Source organism: Salmonella sp. SSDFZ54 (assembly GCF_004010735.1).
GTDB lineage: Bacteria > Pseudomonadota > Gammaproteobacteria > Enterobacterales > Enterobacteriaceae > Salmonella > Salmonella enterica.
Genome location: NZ_CP034819.1, coordinates 3003281 through 3026514, shown reverse-complemented (window position 1 = coordinate 3026514; position 23234 = coordinate 3003281). Strand labels below are relative to the sequence as shown.

General features: G+C 52.4%; 20 protein-coding genes, 3 tRNA genes and 3 rRNA genes. 11 read left to right on the top strand and 15 right to left on the bottom strand.

All coding sequences use genetic code 11. From position 1 onward, the window contains the following. Positions 1 to 22 precede the first annotated feature (22 nt). Positions 23 to 778 (top strand): hydroxyacylglutathione hydrolase, encoded by a 756-nt coding sequence (gene gloB, locus EOS97_RS14935; RefSeq protein ID WP_001052775.1) that lies wholly within the window; start codon positions 23 to 25, stop codon positions 776 to 778. Positions 779 to 849: 71 nt separating this feature from the next. Further along, the gene (mltD, locus tag EOS97_RS14930; RefSeq protein ID WP_000644706.1) at positions 850 to 2217 is read left to right on the top strand and encodes a murein transglycosylase D; all 1368 of its coding nucleotides are present in this window, start codon (positions 850 to 852) and stop codon (positions 2215 to 2217) included. A 55-nt stretch (positions 2218 to 2272) separates the two neighbouring features. Here mltD and EOS97_RS14925 read toward each other — a convergent pair whose 3' ends face one another. The 3 genes from EOS97_RS14925 to EOS97_RS14915 form a co-directional block, all read right to left on the bottom strand. Next, positions 2273 to 3043, bottom strand: coding sequence for a class I SAM-dependent methyltransferase (locus EOS97_RS14925; protein ID WP_000207222.1), 771 nt, complete (start codon positions 3041 to 3043; stop codon positions 2273 to 2275). A gap of 77 nt (positions 3044 to 3120) precedes the next feature. Next, positions 3121 to 3921 (bottom strand): endonuclease/exonuclease/phosphatase family protein, encoded by an 801-nt coding sequence (locus EOS97_RS14920; RefSeq protein WP_001230970.1) that lies wholly within the window; start codon positions 3919 to 3921, stop codon positions 3121 to 3123. 131 nt (positions 3922 to 4052) lie between these two features. After that, positions 4053 to 5228, bottom strand: a complete 1176-nt coding sequence (locus EOS97_RS14915) for an MFS transporter (protein WP_023165878.1) — start codon at positions 5226 to 5228, stop codon at positions 4053 to 4055. A gap of 104 nt (positions 5229 to 5332) precedes the next feature. On the opposite strand from EOS97_RS14915, the gene yafC reads away from it, so the two are divergent. Beyond that, on the top strand, positions 5333 to 6247 hold the full coding sequence (gene yafC, locus EOS97_RS14910; protein ID WP_000648522.1) for a DNA-binding transcriptional regulator YafC: 915 nt from the start codon (positions 5333 to 5335) through the stop codon (positions 6245 to 6247). Between the two features lie 20 nt (positions 6248 to 6267). Here yafC and dkgB read toward each other — a convergent pair whose 3' ends face one another. The 8 genes from dkgB to gmhB form a co-directional block, all read right to left on the bottom strand. After that, positions 6268 to 7071, bottom strand: coding sequence for a 2,5-didehydrogluconate reductase DkgB (dkgB, locus tag EOS97_RS14905; protein ID WP_000154878.1), 804 nt, complete (start codon positions 7069 to 7071; stop codon positions 6268 to 6270). Positions 7072 to 7235: 164 nt separating this feature from the next. Next, positions 7236 to 7312, bottom strand: a tRNA-Asp gene (locus tag EOS97_RS14900). A 54-nt stretch (positions 7313 to 7366) separates the two neighbouring features. Beyond that, a 5S ribosomal RNA gene (gene rrf, locus EOS97_RS14895) occupies positions 7367 to 7482 on the bottom strand. A gap of 197 nt (positions 7483 to 7679) precedes the next feature. Next, positions 7680 to 10666, bottom strand: a 23S ribosomal RNA gene (locus EOS97_RS14890). Positions 10667 to 10848: 182 nt separating this feature from the next. Next, positions 10849 to 10924 (bottom strand) — tRNA-Ala (locus EOS97_RS14885). Between the two features lie 109 nt (positions 10925 to 11033). Then, a tRNA-Ile gene (locus EOS97_RS14880) sits at positions 11034 to 11110 on the bottom strand. 69 nt (positions 11111 to 11179) lie between these two features. Next, positions 11180 to 12721, bottom strand: a 16S ribosomal RNA gene (locus tag EOS97_RS14875). Together the 16S, 23S and 5S rRNA genes with 3 tRNA genes alongside form the textbook arrangement of a ribosomal RNA operon. A gap of 370 nt (positions 12722 to 13091) precedes the next feature. Continuing rightward, positions 13092 to 13658, bottom strand: a complete 567-nt coding sequence (gmhB, locus tag EOS97_RS14870) for a D-glycero-beta-D-manno-heptose 1,7-bisphosphate 7-phosphatase (protein WP_001140158.1) — start codon at positions 13656 to 13658, stop codon at positions 13092 to 13094. Between the two features lie 189 nt (positions 13659 to 13847). Between gmhB and metN the strand changes: the two genes are divergently transcribed. From metN to proS, 6 genes are all read left to right on the top strand, one after another. Next, a complete protein-coding gene (metN, locus tag EOS97_RS14865) occupies positions 13848 to 14879 on the top strand; it encodes a methionine ABC transporter ATP-binding protein MetN (RefSeq protein ID WP_000594021.1) in 1032 nt (343 codons plus the stop codon). Continuing rightward, positions 14872 to 15525 (top strand): methionine ABC transporter permease MetI, encoded by a 654-nt coding sequence (locus tag EOS97_RS14860; RefSeq protein ID WP_001287486.1) that lies wholly within the window; start codon positions 14872 to 14874, stop codon positions 15523 to 15525. The genes metN and EOS97_RS14860 overlap by 8 nt, the downstream gene beginning before the upstream one ends. Before the next feature lie 38 nt (positions 15526 to 15563). Beyond that, a complete protein-coding gene (metQ, locus tag EOS97_RS14855) occupies positions 15564 to 16379 on the top strand; it encodes a methionine ABC transporter substrate-binding lipoprotein MetQ (protein ID WP_000874215.1) in 816 nt (271 codons plus the stop codon). Between the two features lie 118 nt (positions 16380 to 16497). Then, on the top strand, positions 16498 to 16902 hold the full coding sequence (gene rcsF, locus EOS97_RS14850) for an Rcs stress response system protein RcsF (RefSeq protein ID WP_001202315.1): 405 nt from the start codon (positions 16498 to 16500) through the stop codon (positions 16900 to 16902). Continuing rightward, on the top strand, positions 16899 to 17606 hold the full coding sequence (tsaA, locus tag EOS97_RS14845) for a tRNA (N6-threonylcarbamoyladenosine(37)-N6)-methyltransferase TrmO (RefSeq protein ID WP_000093985.1): 708 nt from the start codon (positions 16899 to 16901) through the stop codon (positions 17604 to 17606). The genes rcsF and tsaA overlap by 4 nt, the downstream gene beginning before the upstream one ends. A 110-nt stretch (positions 17607 to 17716) precedes the next feature. Further along, a complete protein-coding gene (gene proS, locus EOS97_RS14840) occupies positions 17717 to 19435 on the top strand; it encodes a proline--tRNA ligase (protein WP_001260683.1) in 1719 nt (572 codons plus the stop codon). Between the two features lie 73 nt (positions 19436 to 19508). Here the strand turns inward: proS and nlpE are convergent, their stop codons facing one another. From nlpE to EOS97_RS14825, 3 genes are read right to left on the bottom strand one after another with little or no spacing between them, the layout of a single operon-like run. Continuing rightward, positions 19509 to 20210 carry an envelope stress response activation lipoprotein NlpE gene (nlpE, locus tag EOS97_RS14835; protein ID WP_000252578.1) on the bottom strand — a complete coding sequence of 234 codons (702 nt, stop codon included), beginning with the start codon at positions 20208 to 20210 and terminating at the stop codon, positions 19509 to 19511. Positions 20211 to 20241: 31 nt separating this feature from the next. Continuing rightward, the gene (arfB, locus tag EOS97_RS14830) at positions 20242 to 20664 is read right to left on the bottom strand and encodes an alternative ribosome rescue aminoacyl-tRNA hydrolase ArfB (protein ID WP_000560523.1); all 423 of its coding nucleotides are present in this window, start codon (positions 20662 to 20664) and stop codon (positions 20242 to 20244) included. Continuing rightward, on the bottom strand, positions 20661 to 21206 hold the full coding sequence (locus tag EOS97_RS14825; protein ID WP_001185319.1) for a YaeQ family protein: 546 nt from the start codon (positions 21204 to 21206) through the stop codon (positions 20661 to 20663). Before EOS97_RS14825 ends, arfB begins: the two co-directional genes overlap by 4 nt. Before the next feature lie 197 nt (positions 21207 to 21403). Here EOS97_RS14825 and EOS97_RS14820 point away from each other — a divergent pair, with 197 nt between their 5' ends. Continuing rightward, complete coding sequence (locus EOS97_RS14820) at positions 21404 to 21604, top strand: YaeP family protein (RefSeq protein WP_001518678.1); 201 nt, start codon at positions 21404 to 21406, stop codon at positions 21602 to 21604. Continuing rightward, positions 21591 to 21851 carry a Rho-binding antiterminator gene (gene rof, locus EOS97_RS14815; protein WP_000062330.1) on the top strand — a complete coding sequence of 87 codons (261 nt, stop codon included), beginning with the start codon at positions 21591 to 21593 and terminating at the stop codon, positions 21849 to 21851. The genes EOS97_RS14820 and rof overlap by 14 nt, the downstream gene beginning before the upstream one ends. 83 nt (positions 21852 to 21934) lie before the next feature. Here rof and tilS read toward each other — a convergent pair whose 3' ends face one another. After that, positions 21935 to 23227 (bottom strand): tRNA lysidine(34) synthetase TilS, encoded by a 1293-nt coding sequence (gene tilS / locus EOS97_RS14810; protein ID WP_000210057.1) that lies wholly within the window; start codon positions 23225 to 23227, stop codon positions 21935 to 21937. Positions 23228 to 23234: the final 7 nt, after the last annotated feature.

Genomic DNA, 23234 nt, shown 5'->3' with positions numbered 1-23234 from the left:
CTAATTATTTGAGAGGTAATATATGAATCTTAACAGTATTCCCGCGTTTCAGGACAATTACATCTGGGTGCTGACCAATGATGAAGGCCGCTGTGTGATTGTTGATCCCGGCGAAGCGGCCCCCGTCTTAAAGGCCATTGCTGAACATAAGTGGATGCCGGAGGCGATTTTTCTGACGCATCACCATCACGACCATGTTGGCGGAGTCAAAGAGCTGTTGCAACACTTCCCGCAAATGACGGTTTATGGACCGGCGGAAACGCAAGACAAGGGAGCAACCCATCTTGTTGGCGATGGCGATACTATTCGCGTTTTAGGCGAGAAATTTACTCTTTTTGCCACGCCGGGTCACACGTTAGGGCACGTCTGTTACTTTAGCCGTCCTTACTTATTCTGCGGCGACACGCTGTTCTCTGGCGGCTGTGGTCGACTGTTTGAAGGCACGCCATCACAGATGTATCAGTCACTTATGAAAATTAATTCTCTGCCTGACGACACGCTCATTTGCTGCGCTCACGAATACACTTTAGCTAACATTAAGTTCGCATTGAGCATACTTCCGCACGATTCGTTCATAAATGAATATTATCGTAAAGTTAAAGAGTTACGTGTAAAAAAACAAATGACATTACCCGTTATTCTTAAAAATGAGCGTAAGATTAATCTTTTTTTAAGAACTGAAGATATTGATTTAATTAACGAAATCAACAAAGAAACAATATTGCAACAACCAGAAGCGCGTTTTGCATGGTTAAGGTCAAAGAAAGACACGTTCTGATAATTCTTACTTGTCATTCGCTAACTTCGCCGTTATGATCGGTCGTCTTTTAAGCAACTATTGACACACACATGAAGGCAAAAGCGATATTACTCGCCTCTGTCCTGCTTGTGGGGTGCCAGACGTCTCAGAACACTGGCAACGTCCAACAGCACGCACAGAGCCTTTCTGCAGCTGGTCAAGGGGAAGCAGGAAAGTTTACGAGTCAGGCACGATGGATGGACGACGGAACGTCTATCGCGCCAGATCAGGACTTGTGGGCTTTCATTGGCGACGAGCTAAAGATGGGAATTCCGGAAAACAGCCGGATTCGCGAACAGAAACAGAAGTATTTACGCAATAAGAGCTATCTCCACGATGTAACTTTACGGGCAGAGCCGTATATGTACTGGATAGCGGGGCAGGTTAAGAAACGTAACATGCCTATGGAGCTGGTACTACTACCCATAGTGGAGAGCGCTTTTGATCCTCACGCAACGTCTGGCGCCAATGCCGCAGGCATCTGGCAGATCATACCGAGCACAGGGCGCAATTATGGTTTAAAGCAGACCCGTAATTATGACGCGCGTCGCGACGTTGTAGCCTCTACGACCGCCGCGTTAGACATGATGCAGCGTCTGAACAAAATGTTTGACGGCGACTGGCTGTTAACCGTTGCAGCGTATAACAGCGGCGAAGGCCGTGTTATGCGGGCAATTAAAGCAAACAAAGCGCGTGGAAAACCGACGGATTTCTGGTCGCTTTCTTTGCCCAGAGAAACGAAACTCTACGTACCTAAGATGCTGGCATTGAGTGAAATTCTCAAAAACAGCAAACGCTACGGCGTACGTCTGCCAACAACAGATGAAAGCCGAGCGCTGGCACGAGTTCGTTTAAACAGTCCAGTTGAAATGGCCCAGGTTGCGGATATGGCGGGCATGTCTATCAGCAAGCTGAAGACGTTTAATGCCGGTGTAAAAGGGTCTACCTTAGGCGTAAGCGGTCCGCAATATGTTATGGTGCCCAAAAAGCATGCCGAGCAGTTGCGTGAGTCGCTGGCTTCCGGTGAGATTGACGCCGTTCAGTCCCAACTGATCGCCGACAATACGCCGTTGAATAGCCGTAGCTATAAGGTGCGCTCTGGCGATACACTTTCCGGTATTGCTTCGCGGCTTGGCGTAAGCACGAAGGACTTGCAGCAGTGGAACAACCTGCGTGGTTCGCGCCTGAAAATCGGGCAAAGCCTGACCGTAGGCGCTGGCAGCAGCGCGCAACGACTGGCAAACAATAGCGATAGCATTACCTATCGTGTCCGTAAAGGCGATTCGCTTTCCAGTATCGCCAGACGTCACGGGGTGAACATCAAAGATGTAATGCGCTGGAACCATGATACGGATAATCTACAACCGGGCGATCAGCTTACGTTGTTTGTGAAGGACAATAGCACGCCAGACTCCTGATATTGTCCGACGAAAAAGCCAAAAGGCGCCGCTTCCCCCGGCGCCTTTTAAATTGCTATACCGCTTTATGCGCTTCCAGCATGATAGTATCGCTGCTAAACGAGCCGTCATCCTGCAACTCAAAATAACGCTTCACCTCTACCGGGGCGCTCGCCTGATATAATCGAATCGCCTCAACCAACGGCGCTGGCGTACGCATCCGCGTTACCCATGAGCGAAACTCCAGCGATAAACGATCGGTTATCACGGTATTCGTTACCAGCATCGCGTTATTGACCATCGTCAGCCATTCGCCACTGGAATAGTTACGGACATGCGACGTGTCGCGTAACGCCTCCACCGTTTGCAGCCAGATATCGCGTACAGGATGTCCAGGCGACATGACATCCATGATAATCAGCACGCCGCCGGGTTTTAATACACGATAAACCTCACGCAATGCCTGACCAACGTCGTGCCAGTGATGCGCGGAATAGCGGCTAATCACCACCTCAAACGATGCATCTTCAAAGGGCAGTTTTTCGGCATAGCCTTGGCGGAGAGTAATATTACTTAAATGTCTTTCTTCCGCCGCTCCAGCGACAACCTCAAGCATGCTGGCGGATAAATCGTATGCCACGACCGAGTTGGCATGTTGCGCAGCGACAAAACTCGCGTGTCCAGCCCCACATCCCATATCCAGTACGTTCGCGTGGGAAAAATCAGACAGCCTTTGCGCCAGCCGCGCTAAGTCACGACCCGCTGCGTGAACGGCGCTATGTAAATAGGCGTTCGCCTGTGAACCAAACTGCTTTTCAACATTGTCATGGTGGGAATGCGTTGTCATGGTAGTGCCCTTCTGTTATGAGAAAAATATAGGGCAGTACCCGCAGAGGCCTGCCCCACGGCAGACCTGACTCACCTTTATTGCTCAGGTTTGCCGGGACTGAATTCAACGAGTAGCGGATTGTGATCGGAAGCGCGCGTCACCAGTACGGAGGCTTCATTCACGTTTAACCCACGATAAAAAACAAAATCCAGCGGTCGTCCAAACGCACGACGGCGCTGATCGTCAGTGAAACGCACCTGGCGCAGCGACATCTCACGTGCAAAGCGGTACAACGCATTCATACGTGGGCGGCTCCAGGCATTAAAATCACCCGCCATAATGACAGGGCCGCTATGGTGCGCAATCTGGTCGCCGATCGGAAGTAACTGCTTACTGTATACGTCCACGCCCAGACTAAAATTTACCGCATGAACATTTACTACCATTAATAAACGGGTATCCGGCAACGGATATACCGTCACCAGGGCTGATTTCGCCAAACGTAAAATTGGTTCTCTTTCCCGTAAAGGGCAGCAGTAAACAGGATGGGCGGCAGAAAGCGTCATGACGCCAGACGGATGCTGAGGTAATACAAAAGCGGGAACCTGGTCGGCGGCAAGATAGTTAGCGGTGGCAAACTGTACCAGTTCAGGCGTCGTCTGTGCCTCCTGCAACAGGACCAGATGCGCATCTTTGCCGTAGTTCTTCAGCACCGATAACCATTCGGCTCGCTGCTGCTTGAATATATTCCACACGAGGATACGGATCCGCTCTTCACTGCTTAGCGGTTCCCCGGCGGGCAATGCCTGGCCGATGCTCGCAAACGACCCTGGCGGCAAAATCCGCTCGGCGGGCTGTCCGGCAACATAGCGCATCGCATAGGTATTTTTTCGCACTTTTGACTTTCAAACCTCTGTAACGTCAACCAGTCCTCAACCGGACTGGTTCTTCTGTTATAGGGATTTTAGCACTCACTTTCAACGAACAATTGCAGTTTGTTTTGTAAGTAGGCGCTTACATCAATAATTTACTCCAGAGCAATGCGTACAGGTTTATCAAGACGTCCGCTGACGCCCATCAGCAGGAAAGCCACCAGAACAATGAGGGCGCCAATCCACGGCGTCTGCGCCAAACCGTAATGCTCCACCGTTTGCCCGCCAATCACGGAGCCCAGCGCAATACCAATGTTAAACGCCGCAATGTTCAGACCTGACGCCACATCTACTGCATTAGGCGTGAATTGTTCCGCTTTCTGTACCACATAGACCTGTAACCCCGGTACGTTACCGAAGGCAAAGACCCCCATCAACAGAATGGTAGCCAGCGCGGCATACTGCGTGGAGGCCGTCACCTGGAAGACCATCAGCAGAACAAACAGCGCGGCGAAAATAAATTTCAACGCCGGCACGGCGCCATGCTTATCCGCCAGTTTACCGCCCCAGATATTGCCGATAGCCACTGATACGCCATACCCCAGTAAGATCCAGCTTACTGCTGTCGGGGAGAATCCCGCCAGATCCTGCATCATTGGCGCCAGGAAGGTGAATGCCGTGAATACCCCGCCATAGCCCAGCGCCGTAACGGCGTAAATCAGCAACAGACGAGGATGGGTCAGCACTTTCACCTGGTCACGAATGCTGGCGGCCGCCCGACCGGGAATATTGGCCGGGATCAGCAATTGACTGCTCATCAGCGCAATCACCCCTAACAGTGATACCGCAAGGAAGGTCTCACGCCAGCCAAAATGCTGACCGATAAATGTCCCCAGCGGCACGCCCGTGACCAGCGCTACCGTTAAACCACCAAACATAATAGCGATAGCAGAAGCCGCTTTCTCTTTTGGCACCAGACTTGTCGCGATGGTAGATCCAATCGAGAAGAACACGCCGTGCGCCAGGCCCGTTAGCAGACGGGCGACGATTAATGTCATATAGCCCGGTGCCTGCCATGCCAGCAAATTCCCCGCCGTAAACAAGACCATCAGCGCGACCAGTAACTGTTTACGCGGCAGGCGTCCGGTCAGCGCGGTTAGCACCGGCGCGCCAATAGCCACACCCAGCGCATAGATTGAAACCAGCATTCCGGCGGAAGGTAACGAGATAGCCAGTTGTTGAGCAATGGTCGGCACCAGGCCGACAATCACAAACTCAGTCGTACCGATAGCGAAAGCACTTATTGTCAGTGCAAATAAAGCGAGAGGCATACATAACTCCATAACAGCAGTAATCAGATGACACGCAGTATGCCTGGATGTTTTAATGACAAAAATAGCCAAAATATCAATTTAATTTTGCTTCAGGAGCAAAAATGAAAGCCACCTCCGAAGAACTCGCAATTTTTGTCGCTGTCGTGGAAAGCGGCAGCTTCAGCCGGGCGGCAGAGCAGCTTGGACAGGCCAATTCCGCTGTCAGCCGGGCAGTTAAAAAGCTGGAGATGAAGCTCGGCGTCAGTCTGCTTAATCGTACGACCCGACAGCTGAGCCTGACTGAAGAAGGAGAGCGATACTTCAGGCGCGTGCAGCAGATACTGCAAGAAATGGCCGCCGCAGAAACGGAAATCATGGAGTCGCGTAATACCCCGCGCGGCTTACTGCGTATCGATGCGGCAACGCCGGTAATGCTGCATTTCCTGATGCCGCTGATTAAACCTTTTCGTGAACGGTATCCGGAAATAACGTTGTCTCTTGTCTCCTCAGAAACGTTCATCAATCTTATTGAACGAAAAGTGGATGTTGCGATACGCGCAGGCACGTTGACAGATTCAAGTCTGCGCGCGCGTCCGTTATTTACCAGTTATCGTAAGATTATCGCTTCACCGGATTATATTGCCCGTTTTGGCAAGCCAGAGGCCGTTGAAGAGTTGAAACGGCATCTGTGCCTGGGGTTCTCAGAACCTGTTTCGCTCAATACCTGGCCGATTGCCTGTAGCGACGGGCAGCTCCATGAGATCAAATGTGGGATTTCTTCCAATAGCGGGGAAACGTTAAAACAACTTTGCCTGAACGGTAACGGCATTGCATGTCTTTCAGATTATATGATTGATAAAGAGATCGCGCGGGGAGAACTGGTGGAACTGCTGGCCGATAAACGTCTGCCGGTAGAAATGCCTTTCAGCGCCGTTTACTACAGCGATCGCGCCGTCAGCACACGCATTCGGGCATTTATCGACTTTTTGAGCGAATATATAAGAACAGCTCCCGCAGGAGCTGTGAAAGAGGGGTAAAGGTACAAAGGATCGGGTAATTAATCCCAGGCAGGAGCCAGTCCTTCCGGGCTAACCAGACGATCGTTGCAGTCCAGTGCCGCGATCGCATTTTTATCTTCGGCATCCAGATGCAGATCCTGCGCCAGCAGGTTGCTTGCCAGATTTTCACGCCTGGTGGATGAAGGGATCACGGAGTAACCTTCACCCATTGCCCATGCCAGAATAACCTGCGCCGGGGTCGCATTATGTTTAGCCGCAATGCGCGCAATCACTTCATCTTTCAGCGCCTTACCGTATGCCAGCGTCATATAAGAGGTGATGTGGATACCGTGCGCTTTCGCCCAGTCAACCACCTTACGATTCTGCAGATACGGAGATAGCTCAATCTGGTTGGTGGCGATATGGTCTGCGCCCACCGCGGCAATAGCCTTTTTCATCAACGGAATGGTGAAGTTTGAAATGCCAATTTCGCGAGTCAGCCCTTGTTTTTTAGCTTCCAGCAATGCCTGCATAAATTCTTCGACAGACACAGCATCACCCGGAGATGGCCAGTGGATCAGCGTCAGATCGACATAATCGGTACGCAGTTTTTTCAGGCTCTCTTTCAGGCTTGGGATTAGCTTGTCTTTGCTAAGGTTTTCAATCCAGATCTTGGTGGTGATGTACAGCTCATTACGCGGTACGCCGCTCTCAGCAATCGCCTGTCCAACAGCCGCTTCATTATCATAGATTTGCGCAGTGTCGACAGCACGGTAGCCCAGTTCAAGCGCCGTTTTCACAGAAGCGATAACCACGTCGTCTTTCAGGCGAAAAGTACCTAAACCGAATGCAGGGATAGTCATAGAATTCCTCTTTTTAATCACTATGTTCGTTAACTGAGGGGATTATGACCTTCAGCGCTTTGCAGAAAAAGAGCGAGAAATGCAGAGGATTTTTGCGAATTGAGCAATAATTAAATGACAGGCAAAGAAAAAGCCCTGAGCTAATGCTCAGGGCTCTTAATAAGTGGCGGAACGGACGGGACTCGAACCCGCGACCCCCTGCGTGACAGGCAGGTATTCTAACCAACTGAACTACCGCTCCACCGAATTCTTTTACAACCACTGATTTTTACATCAGTTTACTGCTTAATTTGATGCCTGGCAGTTCCCTACTCTCGCATGGGGAGACCCCACACTACCATCGGCGCTACGGCGTTTCACTTCTGAGTTCGGCATGGGGTCAGGTGGGACCACCGCGCTACGGCCGCCAGGCAAATTCTTTTATGCTCTGTACGCAATTCTTTATCGCATCAGCGGCGTTGCCTGCGCTCGTAAACTCAGTCACATACTTCTGTATGCTCCTTCCTTTCCTTCGCTTGCCGCCTTGCTGCTGCGCAAATTATTGCGTACTCAACTCTGAATCAGTGCTGAAAATCATCTCTCATCCGCCAAAACATCTTCGGCGTTGTAAGGTTAAGCCTCACGGTTCATTAGTACCGGTTAGCTCAACGCATCGCTGCGCTTACACACCCGGCCTATCAACGTCGTCGTCTTCAACGTTCCTTCAGGAGACCTAAAGTCTCAGGGAGAACTCATCTCGGGGCAAGTTTCGTGCTTAGATGCTTTCAGCACTTATCTCTTCCGCATTTAGCTACCGGGCAGTGCCATTGGCATGACAACCCGAACACCAGTGATGCGTCCACTCCGGTCCTCTCGTACTAGGAGCAGCCCCCCTCAGTTCTCCAGCGCCCACGGCAGATAGGGACCGAACTGTCTCACGACGTTCTAAACCCAGCTCGCGTACCACTTTAAATGGCGAACAGCCATACCCTTGGGACCTACTTCAGCCCCAGGATGTGATGAGCCGACATCGAGGTGCCAAACACCGCCGTCGATATGAACTCTTGGGCGGTATCAGCCTGTTATCCCCGGAGTACCTTTTATCCGTTGAGCGATGGCCCTTCCATTCAGAACCACCGGATCACTATGACCTGCTTTCGCACCTGCTCGCGCCGTCACGCTCGCAGTCAAGCTGGCTTATGCCATTGCACTAACCTCCTGATGTCCGACCAGGATTAGCCAACCTTCGTGCTCCTCCGTTACTCTTTAGGAGGAGACCGCCCCAGTCAAACTACCCACCAGACACTGTCCGCAACCCGGATTACGGGTCCACGTTAGAACATCAAACATTAAAGGGTGGTATTTCAAGGTCGGCTCCATGCAGACTGGCGTCCACACTTCAAAGCCTCCCACCTATCCTACACATCAAGGCTCAATGTTCAGTGTCAAGCTATAGTAAAGGTTCACGGGGTCTTTCCGTCTTGCCGCGGGTACACTGCATCTTCACAGCGAGTTCAATTTCACTGAGTCTCGGGTGGAGACAGCCTGGCCATCATTACGCCATTCGTGCAGGTCGGAACTTACCCGACAAGGAATTTCGCTACCTTAGGACCGTTATAGTTACGGCCGCCGTTTACCGGGGCTTCGATCAGGAGCTTCGCTTGCGCTGACCCCATCAATTAACCTTCCGGCACCGGGCAGGCGTCACACCGTATACGTCCACTTTCGTGTTTGCACAGTGCTGTGTTTTTAATAAACAGTTGCAGCCAGCTGGTATCTTCGACTGACTTCAGCTCCATGAGTAAATCACTTCACCTACATGTCAGCGTGCCTTCTCCCGAAGTTACGGCACCATTTTGCCTAGTTCCTTCACCCGAGTTCTCTCAAGCGCCTTGGTATTCTCTACCTGACCACCTGTGTCGGTTTGGGGTACGATTTGATGTTACCTGATGCTTAGAGGCTTTTCCTGGAAGCAGGGCATTTGTTGCTTCAGCACCGTAGTGCCTCGTCATCACGCCTCAGCCTTGATTTTCCGGATTTGCCTGGAAAACCAGCCTACACGCTTAAACCGGGACAACCGTCGCCCGGCCAACATAGCCTTCTCCGTCCCCCCTTCGCAGTAACACCAAGTACGGGAATATTAACCCGTTTCCCATCGACTACGCCTTTCGGCCTCGCCTTAGGGGTCGACTCACCCTGCCCCGATTAACGTTGGACAGGAACCCTTGGTCTTCCGGCGAGCGGGCTTTTCACCCGCTTTATCGTTACTTATGTCAGCATTCGCACTTCTGATACCTCCAGCAACCCTCACAGGCCACCTTCGCAGGCTTACAGAACGCTCCCCTACCCAACGAACGTATCCTTAAACCGACTCGACTTTGTATACGCTTTGACGTCGCTTCGCTCCGTCAATCGTAACCCGCTGAATCGCTTTAAGTGATACGTTCGCTGCCGCAGCTTCGGTGCATGGTTTAGCCCCGTTACATCTTCCGCGCAGGCCGACTCGACCAGTGAGCTATTACGCTTTCTTTAAATGATGGCTGCTTCTAAGCCAACATCCTGGCTGTCTGGGCCTTCCCACATCGTTTCCCACTTAACCATGACTTTGGGACCTTAGCTGGCGGTCTGGGTTGTTTCCCTCTTCACGACGGACGTTAGCACCCGCCGTGTGTCTCCCGTGATAACATTCTCCGGTATTCGCAGTTTGCATCGGGTTGGTAAGCCGGGATGGCCCCCTAGCCGAAACAGTGCTCTACCCCCGGAGATGAGTTCACGAGGCGCTACCTAAATAGCTTTCGGGGAGAACCAGCTATCTCCCGGTTTGATTGGCCTTTCACCCCCAGCCACAGGTCATCCGCTAATTTTTCAACATTAGTCGGTTCGGTCCTCCAGTTAGTGTTACCCAACCTTCAACCTGCCCATGGCTAGATCACCGGGTTTCGGGTCTATACCCTGCAACTTAACGCCCAATTAAGACTCGGTTTCCCTCCGGCTCCCCTATTCGGTTAACCTTGCTACAGAATATAAGTCGCTGACCCATTATACAAAAGGTACGCAGTCACACAGGTAAACCTGTGCTCCCACTGCTTGTACGTACACGGTTTCAGGTTCTTTTTCACTCCCCTCGCCGGGGTTCTTTTCGCCTTTCCCTCACGGTACTGGTTCACTATCGGTCAGTCAGGAGTATTTAGCCTTGGAGGATGGTCCCCCCATATTCAGACAGGATACCACGTGTCCCGCCCTACTCATCGAGCTCACAGCACATGCGCTTTTGTGTACGGGGCTGTCACCCTGTATCGCGCGCCTTTCCAGACGCTTCCACTAACACACATGCTGATTCAGGCTCTGGGCTCCTCCCCGTTCGCTCGCCGCTACTGGGGGAATCTCGGTTGATTTCTTTTCCTCGGGGTACTTAGATGTTTCAGTTCCCCCGGTTCGCCTCATTAACCTATGGATTCAGTTAATGATAGTGTGACGAGTCACACTGGGTTTCCCCATTCGGAAATCGCCGGTTATAACGGTTCATATCACCTTACCGGCGCTTATCGCAGATTAGCACGTCCTTCATCGCCTCTGACTGCCAGGGCATCCACCGTGTACGCTTAGTCGCTTAACCTCACAACCCGAAGATGTTTCTCGCGATTCATCGTCGTGTTGCGAAAATTTGAGAGACTCACGAACAACTTTCGTTGTTCTGTGTTTCAATTTTCAGCTTGATCCAGATTTTTAAAGAGCAAAACTTCGCAGTGAACCCTTTCAGGTACACTCTGAAGTATTTTTTCGTAAACACTCACGAGATGGTGGAGCTATGCGGGATCGAACCGCAGACCTCCTGCGTGCAAAGCAGGCGCTCTCCCAGCTGAGCTATAGCCCCATCGTGTAGTCAGAACCTCTTACCTTTGATTCGTTTCCGGGCGCGGCGTGGTGAAGCGAAGCATACTGAAGTATGCGAGCTTTGCCACAACAAAGCACGGGAGCGAATCTGGTAGGCCTGAGTGGACTTGAACCACCGACCTCACCCTTATCAGGGGTGCGCTCTAACCACCTGAGCTACAAGCCTGTAGAGGTTTTACTGCTCGTTTTTCATCAGACAATCTGTGTGAGCACTGCAAAGTACGCTTCTTTCAGGTAAGGAGGTGATCCAACCGCAGGTTCCCCTACGGTTACCTTGTTACGACTTCACCCCAGTCATGAATCACAAAGTGGTAAGCGCCCTCCCGAAGGTTAAGCTACCTACTTCTTTTGCAACCCACTCCCATGGTGTGACGGGCGGTGTGTACAAGGCCCGGGAACGTATTCACCGTGGCATTCTGATCCACGATTACTAGCGATTCCGACTTCATGGAGTCGAGTTGCAGACTCCAATCCGGACTACGACGCACTTTATGAGGTCCGCTTGCTCTCGCGAGGTCGCTTCTCTTTGTATGCGCCATTGTAGCACGTGTGTAGCCCTGGTCGTAAGGGCCATGATGACTTGACGTCATCCCCACCTTCCTCCAGTTTATCACTGGCAGTCTCCTTTGAGTTCCCGGCCGGACCGCTGGCAACAAAGGATAAGGGTTGCGCTCGTTGCGGGACTTAACCCAACATTTCACAACACGAGCTGACGACAGCCATGCAGCACCTGTCTCACGGTTCCCGAAGGCACAAATCCATCTCTGAATTCTTCCGTGGATGTCAAGACCAGGTAAGGTTCTTCGCGTTGCATCGAATTAAACCACATGCTCCACCGCTTGTGCGGGCCCCCGTCAATTCATTTGAGTTTTAACCTTGCGGCCGTACTCCCCAGGCGGTCTACTTAACGCGTTAGCTCCGGAAGCCACGCCTCAAGGGCACAACCTCCAAGTAGACATCGTTTACGGCGTGGACTACCAGGGTATCTAATCCTGTTTGCTCCCCACGCTTTCGCACCTGAGCGTCAGTCTTTGTCCAGGGGGCCGCCTTCGCCACCGGTATTCCTCCAGATCTCTACGCATTTCACCGCTACACCTGGAATTCTACCCCCCTCTACAAGACTCAAGCCTGCCAGTTTCGAATGCAGTTCCCAGGTTGAGCCCGGGGATTTCACATCCGACTTGACAGACCGCCTGCGTGCGCTTTACGCCCAGTAATTCCGATTAACGCTTGCACCCTCCGTATTACCGCGGCTGCTGGCACGGAGTTAGCCGGTGCTTCTTCTGCGGGTAACGTCAATTGCTGCGGTTATTAACCACAACACCTTCCTCCCCGCTGAAAGTACTTTACAACCCGAAGGCCTTCTTCATACACGCGGCATGGCTGCATCAGGCTTGCGCCCATTGTGCAATATTCCCCACTGCTGCCTCCCGTAGGAGTCTGGACCGTGTCTCAGTTCCAGTGTGGCTGGTCATCCTCTCAGACCAGCTAGGGATCGTCGCCTTGGTGAGCCGTTACCTCACCAACAAGCTAATCCCATCTGGGCACATCTGATGGCAAGAGGCCCGAAGGTCCCCCTCTTTGGTCTTGCGACGTTATGCGGTATTAGCCACCGTTTCCAGTAGTTATCCCCCTCCATCAGGCAGTTTCCCAGACATTACTCACCCGTCCGCCACTCGTCAGCAAAGCAGCAAGCTGCTTCCTGTTACCGTTCGACTTGCATGTGTTAGGCCTGCCGCCAGCGTTCAATCTGAGCCATGATCAAACTCTTCAATTTAAAAGTTTGATGCTCAAAGAATTAAACTTCGTAATGAATTACGTGTTCACTCTTGAGACTTGGTATTCATTTTTCGTCTTGCGACGTCAAGAATCCGTATCTTCGAGTGCCCACACAGATTGTCTGATAAATTGTTAAAGAGCAGATGCGACGCGGCTTGCCGCCCACCGTCGCGAGGTGGCGTATATTACGCTTTCCTCTTTCAGAGTCAACCCTGAATTTCAGGATTTTTCTCTTCAACCGACCGGCTGTTTGTGTGAAGTGATTCACATCCGCCGTGTCGATGGAGGCGCATTATAGGGAGTCGGTTCAGGAAGACAAGCGGAAAAATGCATTTTTGTTTTAACCGCTCATCTTTTATCCATAACGCTTATTTTTGCTGCTTTTTTATCGCTGATGGCAGGTCAGCAAGGCTGTTTAACACCCAGTCCGCCGCGTTTTCTGCTTCTGCCGTGACCGGTTTGCCCGTACGCACCAGCACTTTTGTCCCGACATTTGCCGCCGCTGCCGCCTGCATATCTTCCAGCTTGTCTCCCACCATATAAGAAGCCGCCATATCGATATGCAGGAAATCACGCGCCGAGATAAGCATTCCTGGATGCGGCTTGCGGCAATCACATACCTGACGGAACTCTTCTATACTGCCCTGCGGATGGTGAGGACAATAATAGATGCCGTCCAAATCAACATCGCGATCCGCCAACGACCAGTCCATCCATTCGGTTAACGTTTCAAACTGCGCCTCAGTGAATTTGCCGCGCGCGATTCCGGACTGGTTCGTCACCACCACCAGCGCATAGCCCATTTTTTTTAGCTCGCGCATAGCGTCAATAACGCCGTCTATAAACTCAAATGCATCGATTTCATGTACGTAGCCGTGATCCACATTAATGGTGCCGTCACGGTCGAGAAAAATTGCGGGTACAGACTTTGCCACCTTTTATAGCTCCTGAGTAAAGCAAGTGGCGCTAGTATCGCATGTTTCAGCAGGCAAGAAAGTGCTCATCGTATAAAGCCTGATTGATTTAGACGTCTGGATGCCTTAACATCCATTCTGTTGACGGCGTTGACCGTATTAGACAGACGAAAATGCCACGGCTAACTTAATTACGATAATAAATAACCAATGATTAAACTTTCGAATATTACCAAAGTGTTCCAGCAGGGGACGCGCACCATTCAGGCGCTAAATAATGTCAGCCTGCACGTGCCTGCCGGGCAGATTTACGGCGTCATTGGCGCCTCCGGCGCCGGTAAAAGTACGCTTATCCGCTGCGTTAACTTACTTGAACGCCCAACCGAAGGTAGCGTTCAGGTCGGCGGTCAGGAGCTGACAACGCTTTCAGAGTCTGAGTTGACCAAAGCTCGCCGTCAAATCGGCATGATTTTCCAACATTTTAACCTGCTCTCTTCCCGTACCGTGTTTGGCAACGTCGCGTTGCCGCTGGAACTGGATAACACACCAAAGGAAGAGATCAAACGCCGTGTCACAGAGCTGCTGGATTTAGTCGGTCTTGGCGACAAGCACGACAGCTATCCGGCAAATCTTTCCGGCGGTCAGAAACAGCGTGTCGCGATTGCCCGCGCGTTAGCCAGTAATCCAAAAGTGTTGCTGTGCGATGAAGCCACCAGCGCGCTTGATCCCGCGACGACCCGTTCGATTCTGGAATTGCTGAAAGATATCAACCGTCGTCTGGGGTTGACGATTCTGCTTATCACTCATGAAATGGATGTCGTGAAACGTATCTGCGACTGCGTTGCCGTCATCAGTAATGGCGAGCTTATTGAGCAGGATACGGTCAGCGAAGTCTTCTCGCACCCTAAAACGCCGCTGGCGCAGAAGTTTATTCAGTCCACTCTGCACCTGGACATTCCGGAAGATTACCAGGCGCGTTTGAAAGCGTCGCCGGAAACTGACAGCGTGCCGATGCTGCGCATGGAGTTCACCGGGCAGTCTGTGGATGCCCCGCTGCTTTCTGAAACCGCGCGTCGTTTCAACGTGAACAATAATATTATTAGCGCGCAGATGGATTACGCGGGCGGTGTGAAGTTCGGCATTATGCTAACGGAAATGCACGGCACACAAGAAGAGACGCAAGCCGCAATTGCCTGGCTGCAGGATCACCATGTGAAAGTAGAGGTACTGGGTTATGTCTGAGGCAATGATGTGGTTACTGGTTCGTGGCGTCTGGGAAACGCTGGCGATGACCTTTGTCTCCGGTTTCTTCGGTTTCGTGATTGGCCTGCCGGTTGGCGTATTGCTGTATGTTACGCGCCCGGGGCAGATTATGGAGAACGCCAGGCTGTATCGCTCCCTCTCTGCGGTGGTCAATATTTTCCGCTCGATTCCCTTTATCATCCTGTTGGTGTGGATGATTCCTTTTACCCGAATAATTGTCGGCACCTCCATTGGTTTGCAGGCCGCGATTGTACCGCTGACCGTCGGCGCCGCGCCTTTTATCGCCCGTATGGTGGAAAATGCGTTGTTAGAGATCCCTGCCGGGCTGATTGAAGCCTCGCGAGCGATGGGCGCCACGCCGCTGCAAATTGTACGTAAAATCCTTTTACCGGAAGCGCTGCCTGGTCTGGTGAATGCGGCAACCATTACACTGATCACCCTGGTCGGTTACTCCGCAATGGGCGGCGCTGTCGGCGCAGGCGGCCTCGGTCAAATCGGCTATCAGTACGGTTATATTGGATACAATGCTACCGTGATGAATACGGTGCTGGTATTACTTGTCGTTCTGGTTTATTTAATTCAGTTATCCGGCGATCGCATCGTCAGGGCTGTCACGCATAAGTAACGTTAAACACAACACAAATACTCATTAAGGAAATAAGCATGGCGTTCAAATTCAAAACCTTTGCGGCAGTGGGTGCTCTGATTGGTTCTCTGGCACTTGCGGGTTGCGGTCAGGATGAAAAAGATCCGAATCATATTAAAGTCGGCGTAATCGTTGGCGCAGAGCAGCAAGTTGCCGAAGTCGCGCAGAAAGTCGCGAAAGAAAAATACGGCCTGGACGTGGAATTGGTGACCTTTAATGATTATGTTCTGCCTAATGAAGCGCTGAGCAAAGGCGATATCGATGCCAATGCCTTCCAGCACAAACCGTATCTGGATCAGCAAATCAAAGATCGCGGCTACAAACTGGTTTCTGTTGGTAAGACTTTTGTCTATCCCATTGCAGGATATTCCAAAAAAATCAAATCTCTGGATGAGCTCAAGGACGGTTCCCAGGTCGCTGTGCCTAACGACCCGACCAACCTTGGTCGTTCCCTGTTGCTGCTGCAAAAAGTAGGGCTGATTAAACTGAAAGACGGCGTTGGTCTGCTTCCTACCTCGCTGGATATCGTCGAAAACCCGAAAAATCTGAAAATTGTTGAGCTGGAAGCGCCGCAGTTGCCGCGTTCGCTGGATGACGCGCAGATCGCGTTAGCGGTCATCAATACGACTTACGCCAGCCAGATTGGCCTGACGCCAGCGAAAGACGGTATCTTCGTTGAAGATAAAGATTCTCCGTACGTTAACCTGATCGTGACGCGTGAAGATAACAAAGACGCCGAGAATGTGAAAAAATTCGTTCAGGCTTACCAGTCTGATGAAGTGTACGAAGCCGCAAATAAAGTTTTTAATGGCGGTGCGGTGAAAGGCTGGTAAGTTTTAGGCTGATTCCACAATCTGTAATATTATTCAGGACGGGCTATTGCCCGTCTTGTCATTTATGCAAGCTCCTGATTCAATATCTGGCAATTAGAACATTCATTGAGGAAATATTATGCGTGCTTTACCGATCTGTTTATTGGCACTCATGCTGGGCGGTTGTTCCATGCTAAGCAGATCCCCTGTTGAACCCGTTCAAAGCACCGCAACCCCGCCAAAAGCGGAGCCGGAGAAACCTAAAGCGCCGCGTGCCGCTCCCGTCAGGATTTACACCAATGCTGAAGACTTAGTCGGCAAACCTTTCCGCGATCTTGGCGAAGTTAGCGGCGAATCCTGCCAGGCGACAAATCAAGACTCTCCGCCTAACATTCCAACTGCGCGCAAGCGTATGCAGATTAATGCATCTAAAATGAAAGCCAACGCCGTCCTGCTACACAGCTGTGAAATTACCAGCGGCACGCCAGGCTGCTACCGTCAGGCGGTTTGTATCGGGTCCGCCCTGAATATTTCGGCGAAATGAGCAGCTTTCAGTTTGAACAAATCGGCGTTATTCGCTCCCCCTATAAAGAAAAATTCGCCGTTCCGCGCCAGCCTGGTCTGGTCAAAAGCGCCTGCGGCGAACTGCATCTGATAGCGCCTTACAACCAGGCCGATGCCGTTCGCGGCCTGGAAGCGTTCAGCCATTTGTGGGTGCTTTTCGTTTTTCATCAGACGATGGACGGCGGCTGGCGGCCGACAGTTCGTCCGCCCCGTCTTGGCGGTAACGCCAGAATGGGCGTTTTTGCCACGCGCTCCACGTTCCGCCCCAATCCGATTGGCATGTCGCTCGTTGCGCTAAAAGGTATCGAGTGCCGGAAAGAGAGCGTAATTCTGAAATTAGGCAGTCTGGATCTGGTGGATGGCACGCCGGTGGTGGATATCAAACCGTATTTACCGTTTGCCGAGGCCTTACCGGACGCCGCCGCCAGCTATGCGCAACAGGCGCCGATAGCTGAAATGCCCGTGAGTTTTACCGCTGAGGTGGCTCAACAGCTTACGACGCTGGAAAGGCGTTATCCGCAGCTACGGACATTTATTTGCGATGTGCTGGCGCAAGATCCTCGCCCGGCTTATCGTAAGGGTGAAGAGACGGGCAAAACCTATGCCGTCTGGCTGCATGATTTTAACGTGCGCTGGCGTGTGGTTAACTCGGGATTTGAAGTGTTTGCGCTGGAACCACAGTAATTTCACGCCCTTCTCTTTTGACATCTCTTGCACGCTGGTAAACTAAATCACTTTTTTTGTATCAGGCTCACATTGAGCCTGTTCGATCGTTCAACTGGAACCGTAACAACATGCGTACTAGCCAATACCTGCTCTCCACTCTGAAGGAGACACCTGCCGACGCCGAGGTTATCAGCCACCAGCTGATGCTGCGCGCCGGGATGATCCGCAAGCTCGCCTCCGGGTTATATACCTGGCTGCCGACCGGCCTGCGCGTCCTGAAAAAAGTCGAAAACATCGTGCGTGAAGAGATGAACAACGCCGGTGCTATCGAGGTGTCGATGCCAGTCGTTCAGCCAGCCGACCTGTGGCAAGAGAGTGGTCGTTGGGAACAGTACGGTCCGGAACTGCTGCGTTTTGTCGACCGTGGCGAGCGTCCGTTCGTACTCGGCCCGACCCACGAAGAAGTTATCACCGATCTGGTGCGTAATGAACTCAGCTCTTATAAGCAGTTGCCGCTGAACTTCTTCCAAATCCAGACCAAATTCCGTGATGAAGTGCGTCCGCGCTTTGGCGTGATGCGTTCGCGCGAATTCCTGATGAAAGATGCTTACTCTTTCCACACCTCTCAGGAGTCGTTGCAGGAAACCTATGACGCCATGTACGCCGCGTATAGCCGTATCTTCAGCCGTATGGGGCTGGATTTCCGCGCGGTACAGGCCGATACCGGTTCTATCGGCGGCAACGCCTCGCATGAATTCCAGGTGCTGGCGCAAAGCGGCGAAGACGATATCGTTTTCTCTGATGTTTCTGATTACGCGGCTAACATTGAACTGGCAGAAGCTATCGCGCCGCAAACGCCGCGCGCAGCGGCGACGCAGGAAATGACTCTGGTCGATACGCCAAATGCCAAAACCATCGCGGAGCTGGTGGAACAATTCAACCTGCCAATTGAAAAAACGGTAAAAACGCTGCTGGTGAAAGCGGTGAAAGACAGCAAGTCTCCGCTGGTGGCTCTGCTGGTTCGCGGCGATCATGAACTGAATGAAGTTAAAGCGGAAAAACTGCCGCACGTTGCCAGCCCGCTGACCTTCGCTACCGAAGAAGAGATTCGCGCCGTAATTAATGCTGGCCCTGGCTCCCTCGGCCCGGTCAATATGCCGATTCCGGTCATCATCGATCGCACCGTTGCCGCCATGAGCGATTTTGCCGCTGGCGCCAACATCGACGGTAAACACTACTTTGGTATTAACTGGGATCGCGATGTGGCGACGCCTGTTGTTGCCGACATCCGTAACGTAGTCGCCGGCGATCCGAGTCCGGATGGTCAGGGAACGTTGCTTATCAAACGCGGTATCGAAGTGGGCCACATCTTCCAGTTAGGTACCAAGTACTCAGAAGCGCTGAAAGCCTCCGTTCAGGGTGAAGATGGCCGTAACCAGATCCTGACAATGGGCTGCTATGGTATCGGCGTAACACGTGTCGTTGCCGCGGCTATCGAGCAGAACTTTGACGAGCGCGGCATTGTATGGCCTGACGCCATTGCGCCTTTCCAGGTCGCTATTCTGCCGATGAATATGCACAAATCCTTCCGTGTGCAGGAGCTGGCGGAAAAGCTGTACAGCGAATTGCGCGCGCAGGGCATTGAAGTGCTGATGGACGACCGTAAAGAGCGCCCGGGCGTGATGTTTGCCGATATGGAGCTGATTGGTATTCCACATACTATCGTGATTGGCGATCGCAACCTGGATAACGACGATATTGAGTATAAATACCGTCGCAGCGGTGAAAAATCGCTGATTAAAACCGGCGATATCGTTGATTATCTGGTCAAGGCGATTAAAGGCTAAACGACATTTTGTTGGGATTGCCCGGCGCCACCCGGCAGATATGTAAAGGCCTCGCACCCTGCGAGGCCTTTTATTAGTGGGTGCAATCTTTACCCGGCGTAAACTTCGCATTTTTATCGGCTATTAGCATTTTTACCGGCTCGCCCGTGTCCGGGTTCGCGGCAAACACAAAATGCCCTTCTACCGTCAGCAGCACCGGTTTTTCCGCTTCACTTTTCGCCGTCAGATAGCCGCGCTCAAGCTGGGCGTTACTGGCGACCGGGAGCCGTTTTCCGGTCGCACAATCGGTAAAGGTCGCCGCATCGGCCCTGTATACATACATACCACGCAGCGGCATTGGCGTTACCGGCAGGCTGGCGGTAACAGGCACAAGCGTATAATTAAGCTGCGAAGCCACCGGATTGCCTTCTCTGTCGAGCATCTCCAGCGCATTGCCTTTCGCGCGATAATACGATTTCTCGCCATTGCTGTCGGTTAACACCAGTTTATCCGCCGTCCGCGCCCAGGTACCGTATGACGCAAAAGAGGAAGGTTCTTCACGCACGCCCTGATAGCGCTCGTTCATCACCCATGTGCCGTCTTTTTCCAGAAATAGTGACGTTTCAATACCTTCACAATCCGCACAGGGCAGCACGCCGCGCCAGCTTTGCTGCATGGGTTTTAATTCCGCCGCCTGCGCAGGTTGCAGGGCGTCAACTTCCGCACGGTTATTACACCCTATCAATGCAAATAGCGTACAGGCTGCCGCTACTGACAATATTGCTGTTCTCACCATAAAATCCTTATGAAATTGCTATTCCTGCCCGTCAATCCAGTGGACGACGAACTTTGCCGCGAAGCGCCTTTACAGAAGATTTTTGCGCCTTTGAGGACAAACGGCGCTCTTTCGAGGCACGCGTCGGACGGGTTGCGCGACGGCTTTTCTGCTCCGCGGTTAATTCTTTTATGACGGCAACCAGCCTGGCGATAGCCGCGTCCCGGTTGAGCTCCTGGCTCCGGAACTCCTGCGCCTTAATGATAATGACGCCATCATCGCTTATCAGATGGTGGCTGGCCGTCAGCAAACGCTGTTTATAATACTCTGGCAGGCCAGAGGCCCGAATGTCAAAGCGCAAATGAATCGCGCTAGAGGTCTTATTTACGTGCTGACCACCCGCGCCCTGCGCGCGAATGGCCGTAATTTCCAGCTCATTATCGGCTATGGAGACCGTCCGGGAGATGGCAATCATGAGGGCTGTTGCCAGGCGGTTAGCTGTATTTCCAGATTATTCCGAGCATCAGAAAGCCAGATTGCGCCGTCCTGAATCGTCGCCTGTAGCGTCATGGTACGATCGGCAAATTCACTGAGCTGCGCCAGTTGCCCGTCATCCAGATACCAGACGGACAGGTTAGCGAACTGCGCGCACTTGCTTTGATGCTGCTGCCACCAGATTTGCGCCGCCCGGGAGTTATAAGCAAAGAGCGCGACGTCGCTCGCCTGAGTACAGGCTTTCTTAATACGGCGCTCATCCGGCAGCCCCAGCTCTATCCAGAGATCGATGCCCAGATGATCGTTACGCAGCCAGGCCTCCGGCTCATCTTCCGCGCTGAGCCCGCGTGTAAACTGCAACCGTTCATCAGCATATTTTATCCATGCCAACAGGCGCAGCATCATGCGCTCCTGCGTTTCAGAAGGGTGACGCGCCAGCGTCAATGCCGCATCCAGAAACCGGTTGCGATCAAGGTCAGCCACATTGACGACGGCTTTATAAATTGTCGCTTTAAGCGCCATGAGAAAACTCCTTTCGAATCAGGCGCCCATTGTAGCGAAAACCGCGCTAAAAGGCTGTTAACGAATCTTTTACCCACTCGCGTCAGGCGCTGATATTGCGCAAATGAGTATGGTATAGTCACCTTGCTAAACAAGATTTAACTTCGTAGGCTTAGACTTGCATCCACGGTTAAGTCAGAATGCTGACAGGAGGGCATGTGGAAAAATATTGTGAGTTAGTACGCAAGCGGTATGCGGAAATCGCCAGCGGAGACTTAGGGTATGTCCCGGATGCGCTGGGTTGTGTATTGAAAGTGCTTAATGAAGTGGCGGCAGATAGCGCCCTTTCAGAGTCGGTCAGGGAAAAGGCAGCTTATGCTGCCGCGAACTTACTGGTGAGCGATTATGTCAATGAATGAAACGTATCAACCCATTAATTGCGATGACTACGATAGTCTTGAGCTTGCCTGCATGCATCATTTAATACTGACGCTAACGTTAAAAGATGGCGAGGTTTTGCAGGCAAAAGCGAACGATTTGATCTTACGTAAAAACGTAGAATATCTGCTTGCCGAAGTTTCCGGCGAGTCTTGTGAGCTTCGTCTCGATAAAATCGCCAGTTTCAGCCACCCGGAAATTGGTACCGTGGTAGTTAGCGAATCCTGAGTATTTTGTTGCCGGATGGTGGTGCAAGCACCTTATCCGGCCTACGTTCCATGCGATACGCAGGCCTGATAAGCGCAGCGCCATCAGGCATGCCAAACCAGACTCACCCCTTCTTTATCTTCTGCTGTTCCCTCACGCGTCACAAAAACACCCGCAGCCGCAATCAGCGTTTCGCCGTAAAACAACAGCGGCGTGGTATCTCGTCGCCAGGGCGGGATCCCCTGCTCCTGCCAGATTTTCTTTAATTTACGTCCACCGTTACGCCCGACAATATGTAACACGCCTGGCGCTTTAAAACGAATGCTGACGGATTCTTCCTCTCGCGGTCGGCGCAGTTCGCCACCAGGAACGAGCTGTACCGTCCCTAAGCCGGCAGGCAGCGCCAGCGGTGTTTGCCAGACGGGCCAGGCGACCGTCGTTTCGTGTTGTCCGGCCACGGATTTAATCCACCACAGTTGCGACTGGTAACGGCGAATCTCGTGATCGCCAAAGCGTAAACAGGGAGAGGCATCGTCGCGCGCCAGCGCCACCTCCTGCCAGATACGTTCCAGCGCGTCGCGAGAGGGCATCGGCGCATTACGCATCGCCAGCCAGCGACGCAAAATCGCCGCCCGCCGTACATCGCTCATCGACATTAATGGAGAGAGCCGCAATGTTCCCTCCGCCGTGATACAGTCAGTAAGATCGCTGGCCAGAAGCTCGTCCAGCAGCCTTTCTTGCTCGGCGCAGAGCGTCGCACTACGGGCTACCGCCGCAGGAAAATGCGGCCAGCGCTGCTGTAAGAGCGGAAGCGCGCGCAGGCGTAAAAAATTGCGATCGTAGGCGTCATCCTGATTGCTTTCATCTTCAATCCAGCATAAGCCATGACGCACAGCCCACTGTTCCAGCGTCTTCCGCGTTTCTCTCAACAGCGGGCGAAGAAGCAGAGTTCCGGCAAAAGGCGAGCGTTCTCCCATCGCGGAAAGTCCGGCCGGACCGCTGCCGCGCTTTAACGCCAGCAGAAACGTTTCACACTGATCGTCAAGGTGCTGCGCGGTTGCCAGCACTTCGCCAGGCAATAGCGTCTGTGCGAACGCCCGGTAGCGCGCTTCACGCGCATGGGCCTCGATACCCAGGCCATTATCCGCCAGCGTCACCCGCTCCACTACCAGCGGAACCTGCCAGCGTTCGCATACGGTTTCGCAATGCCGCACCCAGCTATCAGCATGAGGGCTTAAACCGTGATGAATATGGATAGCACGCAGCGTGACGTCAGGATGGCGTTCTCGCCACAACACCAGTTGATGCAACAGCACCGTAGAATCCAGGCCGCCGCTAAAGGCAGCCAGAATACGGCGAGAAGAGAGTAACGAGGTATTCAACGTGAGAGTGGTCATGATCCAT

Excerpts from the sequence above, each read along its gene's own strand:
- rof (WP_000062330.1), top strand. The coding sequence starts at position 21,591 with ATGTCAATGAATGAAACGTATCAACCCATTAATTGCGATGACTACGAT.
- EOS97_RS14915 (WP_023165878.1), bottom strand. The coding sequence starts at position 5,228 with ATGCCTCTCGCTTTATTTGCACTGACAATAAGTGCTTTCGCTATCGGT.
- gloB (WP_001052775.1), top strand. The coding sequence starts at position 23 with ATGAATCTTAACAGTATTCCCGCGTTTCAGGACAATTACATCTGGGTG.
- mltD (WP_000644706.1), top strand. The coding sequence starts at position 850 with ATGAAGGCAAAAGCGATATTACTCGCCTCTGTCCTGCTTGTGGGGTGC.
- dkgB (WP_000154878.1), bottom strand. The coding sequence starts at position 7,071 with ATGACTATCCCTGCATTCGGTTTAGGTACTTTTCGCCTGAAAGACGAC.
- yafC (WP_000648522.1), top strand. The coding sequence starts at position 5,333 with ATGAAAGCCACCTCCGAAGAACTCGCAATTTTTGTCGCTGTCGTGGAA.
- EOS97_RS14825 (WP_001185319.1), bottom strand. The coding sequence starts at position 21,206 with ATGGCGCTTAAAGCGACAATTTATAAAGCCGTCGTCAATGTGGCTGAC.
- arfB (WP_000560523.1), bottom strand. The coding sequence starts at position 20,664 with ATGATTGCCATCTCCCGGACGGTCTCCATAGCCGATAATGAGCTGGAA.
- rcsF (WP_001202315.1), top strand. The coding sequence starts at position 16,498 with ATGCGTGCTTTACCGATCTGTTTATTGGCACTCATGCTGGGCGGTTGT.
- metQ (WP_000874215.1), top strand. The coding sequence starts at position 15,564 with ATGGCGTTCAAATTCAAAACCTTTGCGGCAGTGGGTGCTCTGATTGGT.
- tilS (WP_000210057.1), bottom strand. The coding sequence starts at position 23,227 with ATGACCACTCTCACGTTGAATACCTCGTTACTCTCTTCTCGCCGTATT.
- nlpE (WP_000252578.1), bottom strand. The coding sequence starts at position 20,210 with ATGGTGAGAACAGCAATATTGTCAGTAGCGGCAGCCTGTACGCTATTT.
- EOS97_RS14860 (WP_001287486.1), top strand. The coding sequence starts at position 14,872 with ATGTCTGAGGCAATGATGTGGTTACTGGTTCGTGGCGTCTGGGAAACG.
- EOS97_RS14925 (WP_000207222.1), bottom strand. The coding sequence starts at position 3,043 with ATGACAACGCATTCCCACCATGACAATGTTGAAAAGCAGTTTGGTTCA.
- proS (WP_001260683.1), top strand. The coding sequence starts at position 17,717 with ATGCGTACTAGCCAATACCTGCTCTCCACTCTGAAGGAGACACCTGCC.
- tsaA (WP_000093985.1), top strand. The coding sequence starts at position 16,899 with ATGAGCAGCTTTCAGTTTGAACAAATCGGCGTTATTCGCTCCCCCTAT.
- metN (WP_000594021.1), top strand. The coding sequence starts at position 13,848 with ATGATTAAACTTTCGAATATTACCAAAGTGTTCCAGCAGGGGACGCGC.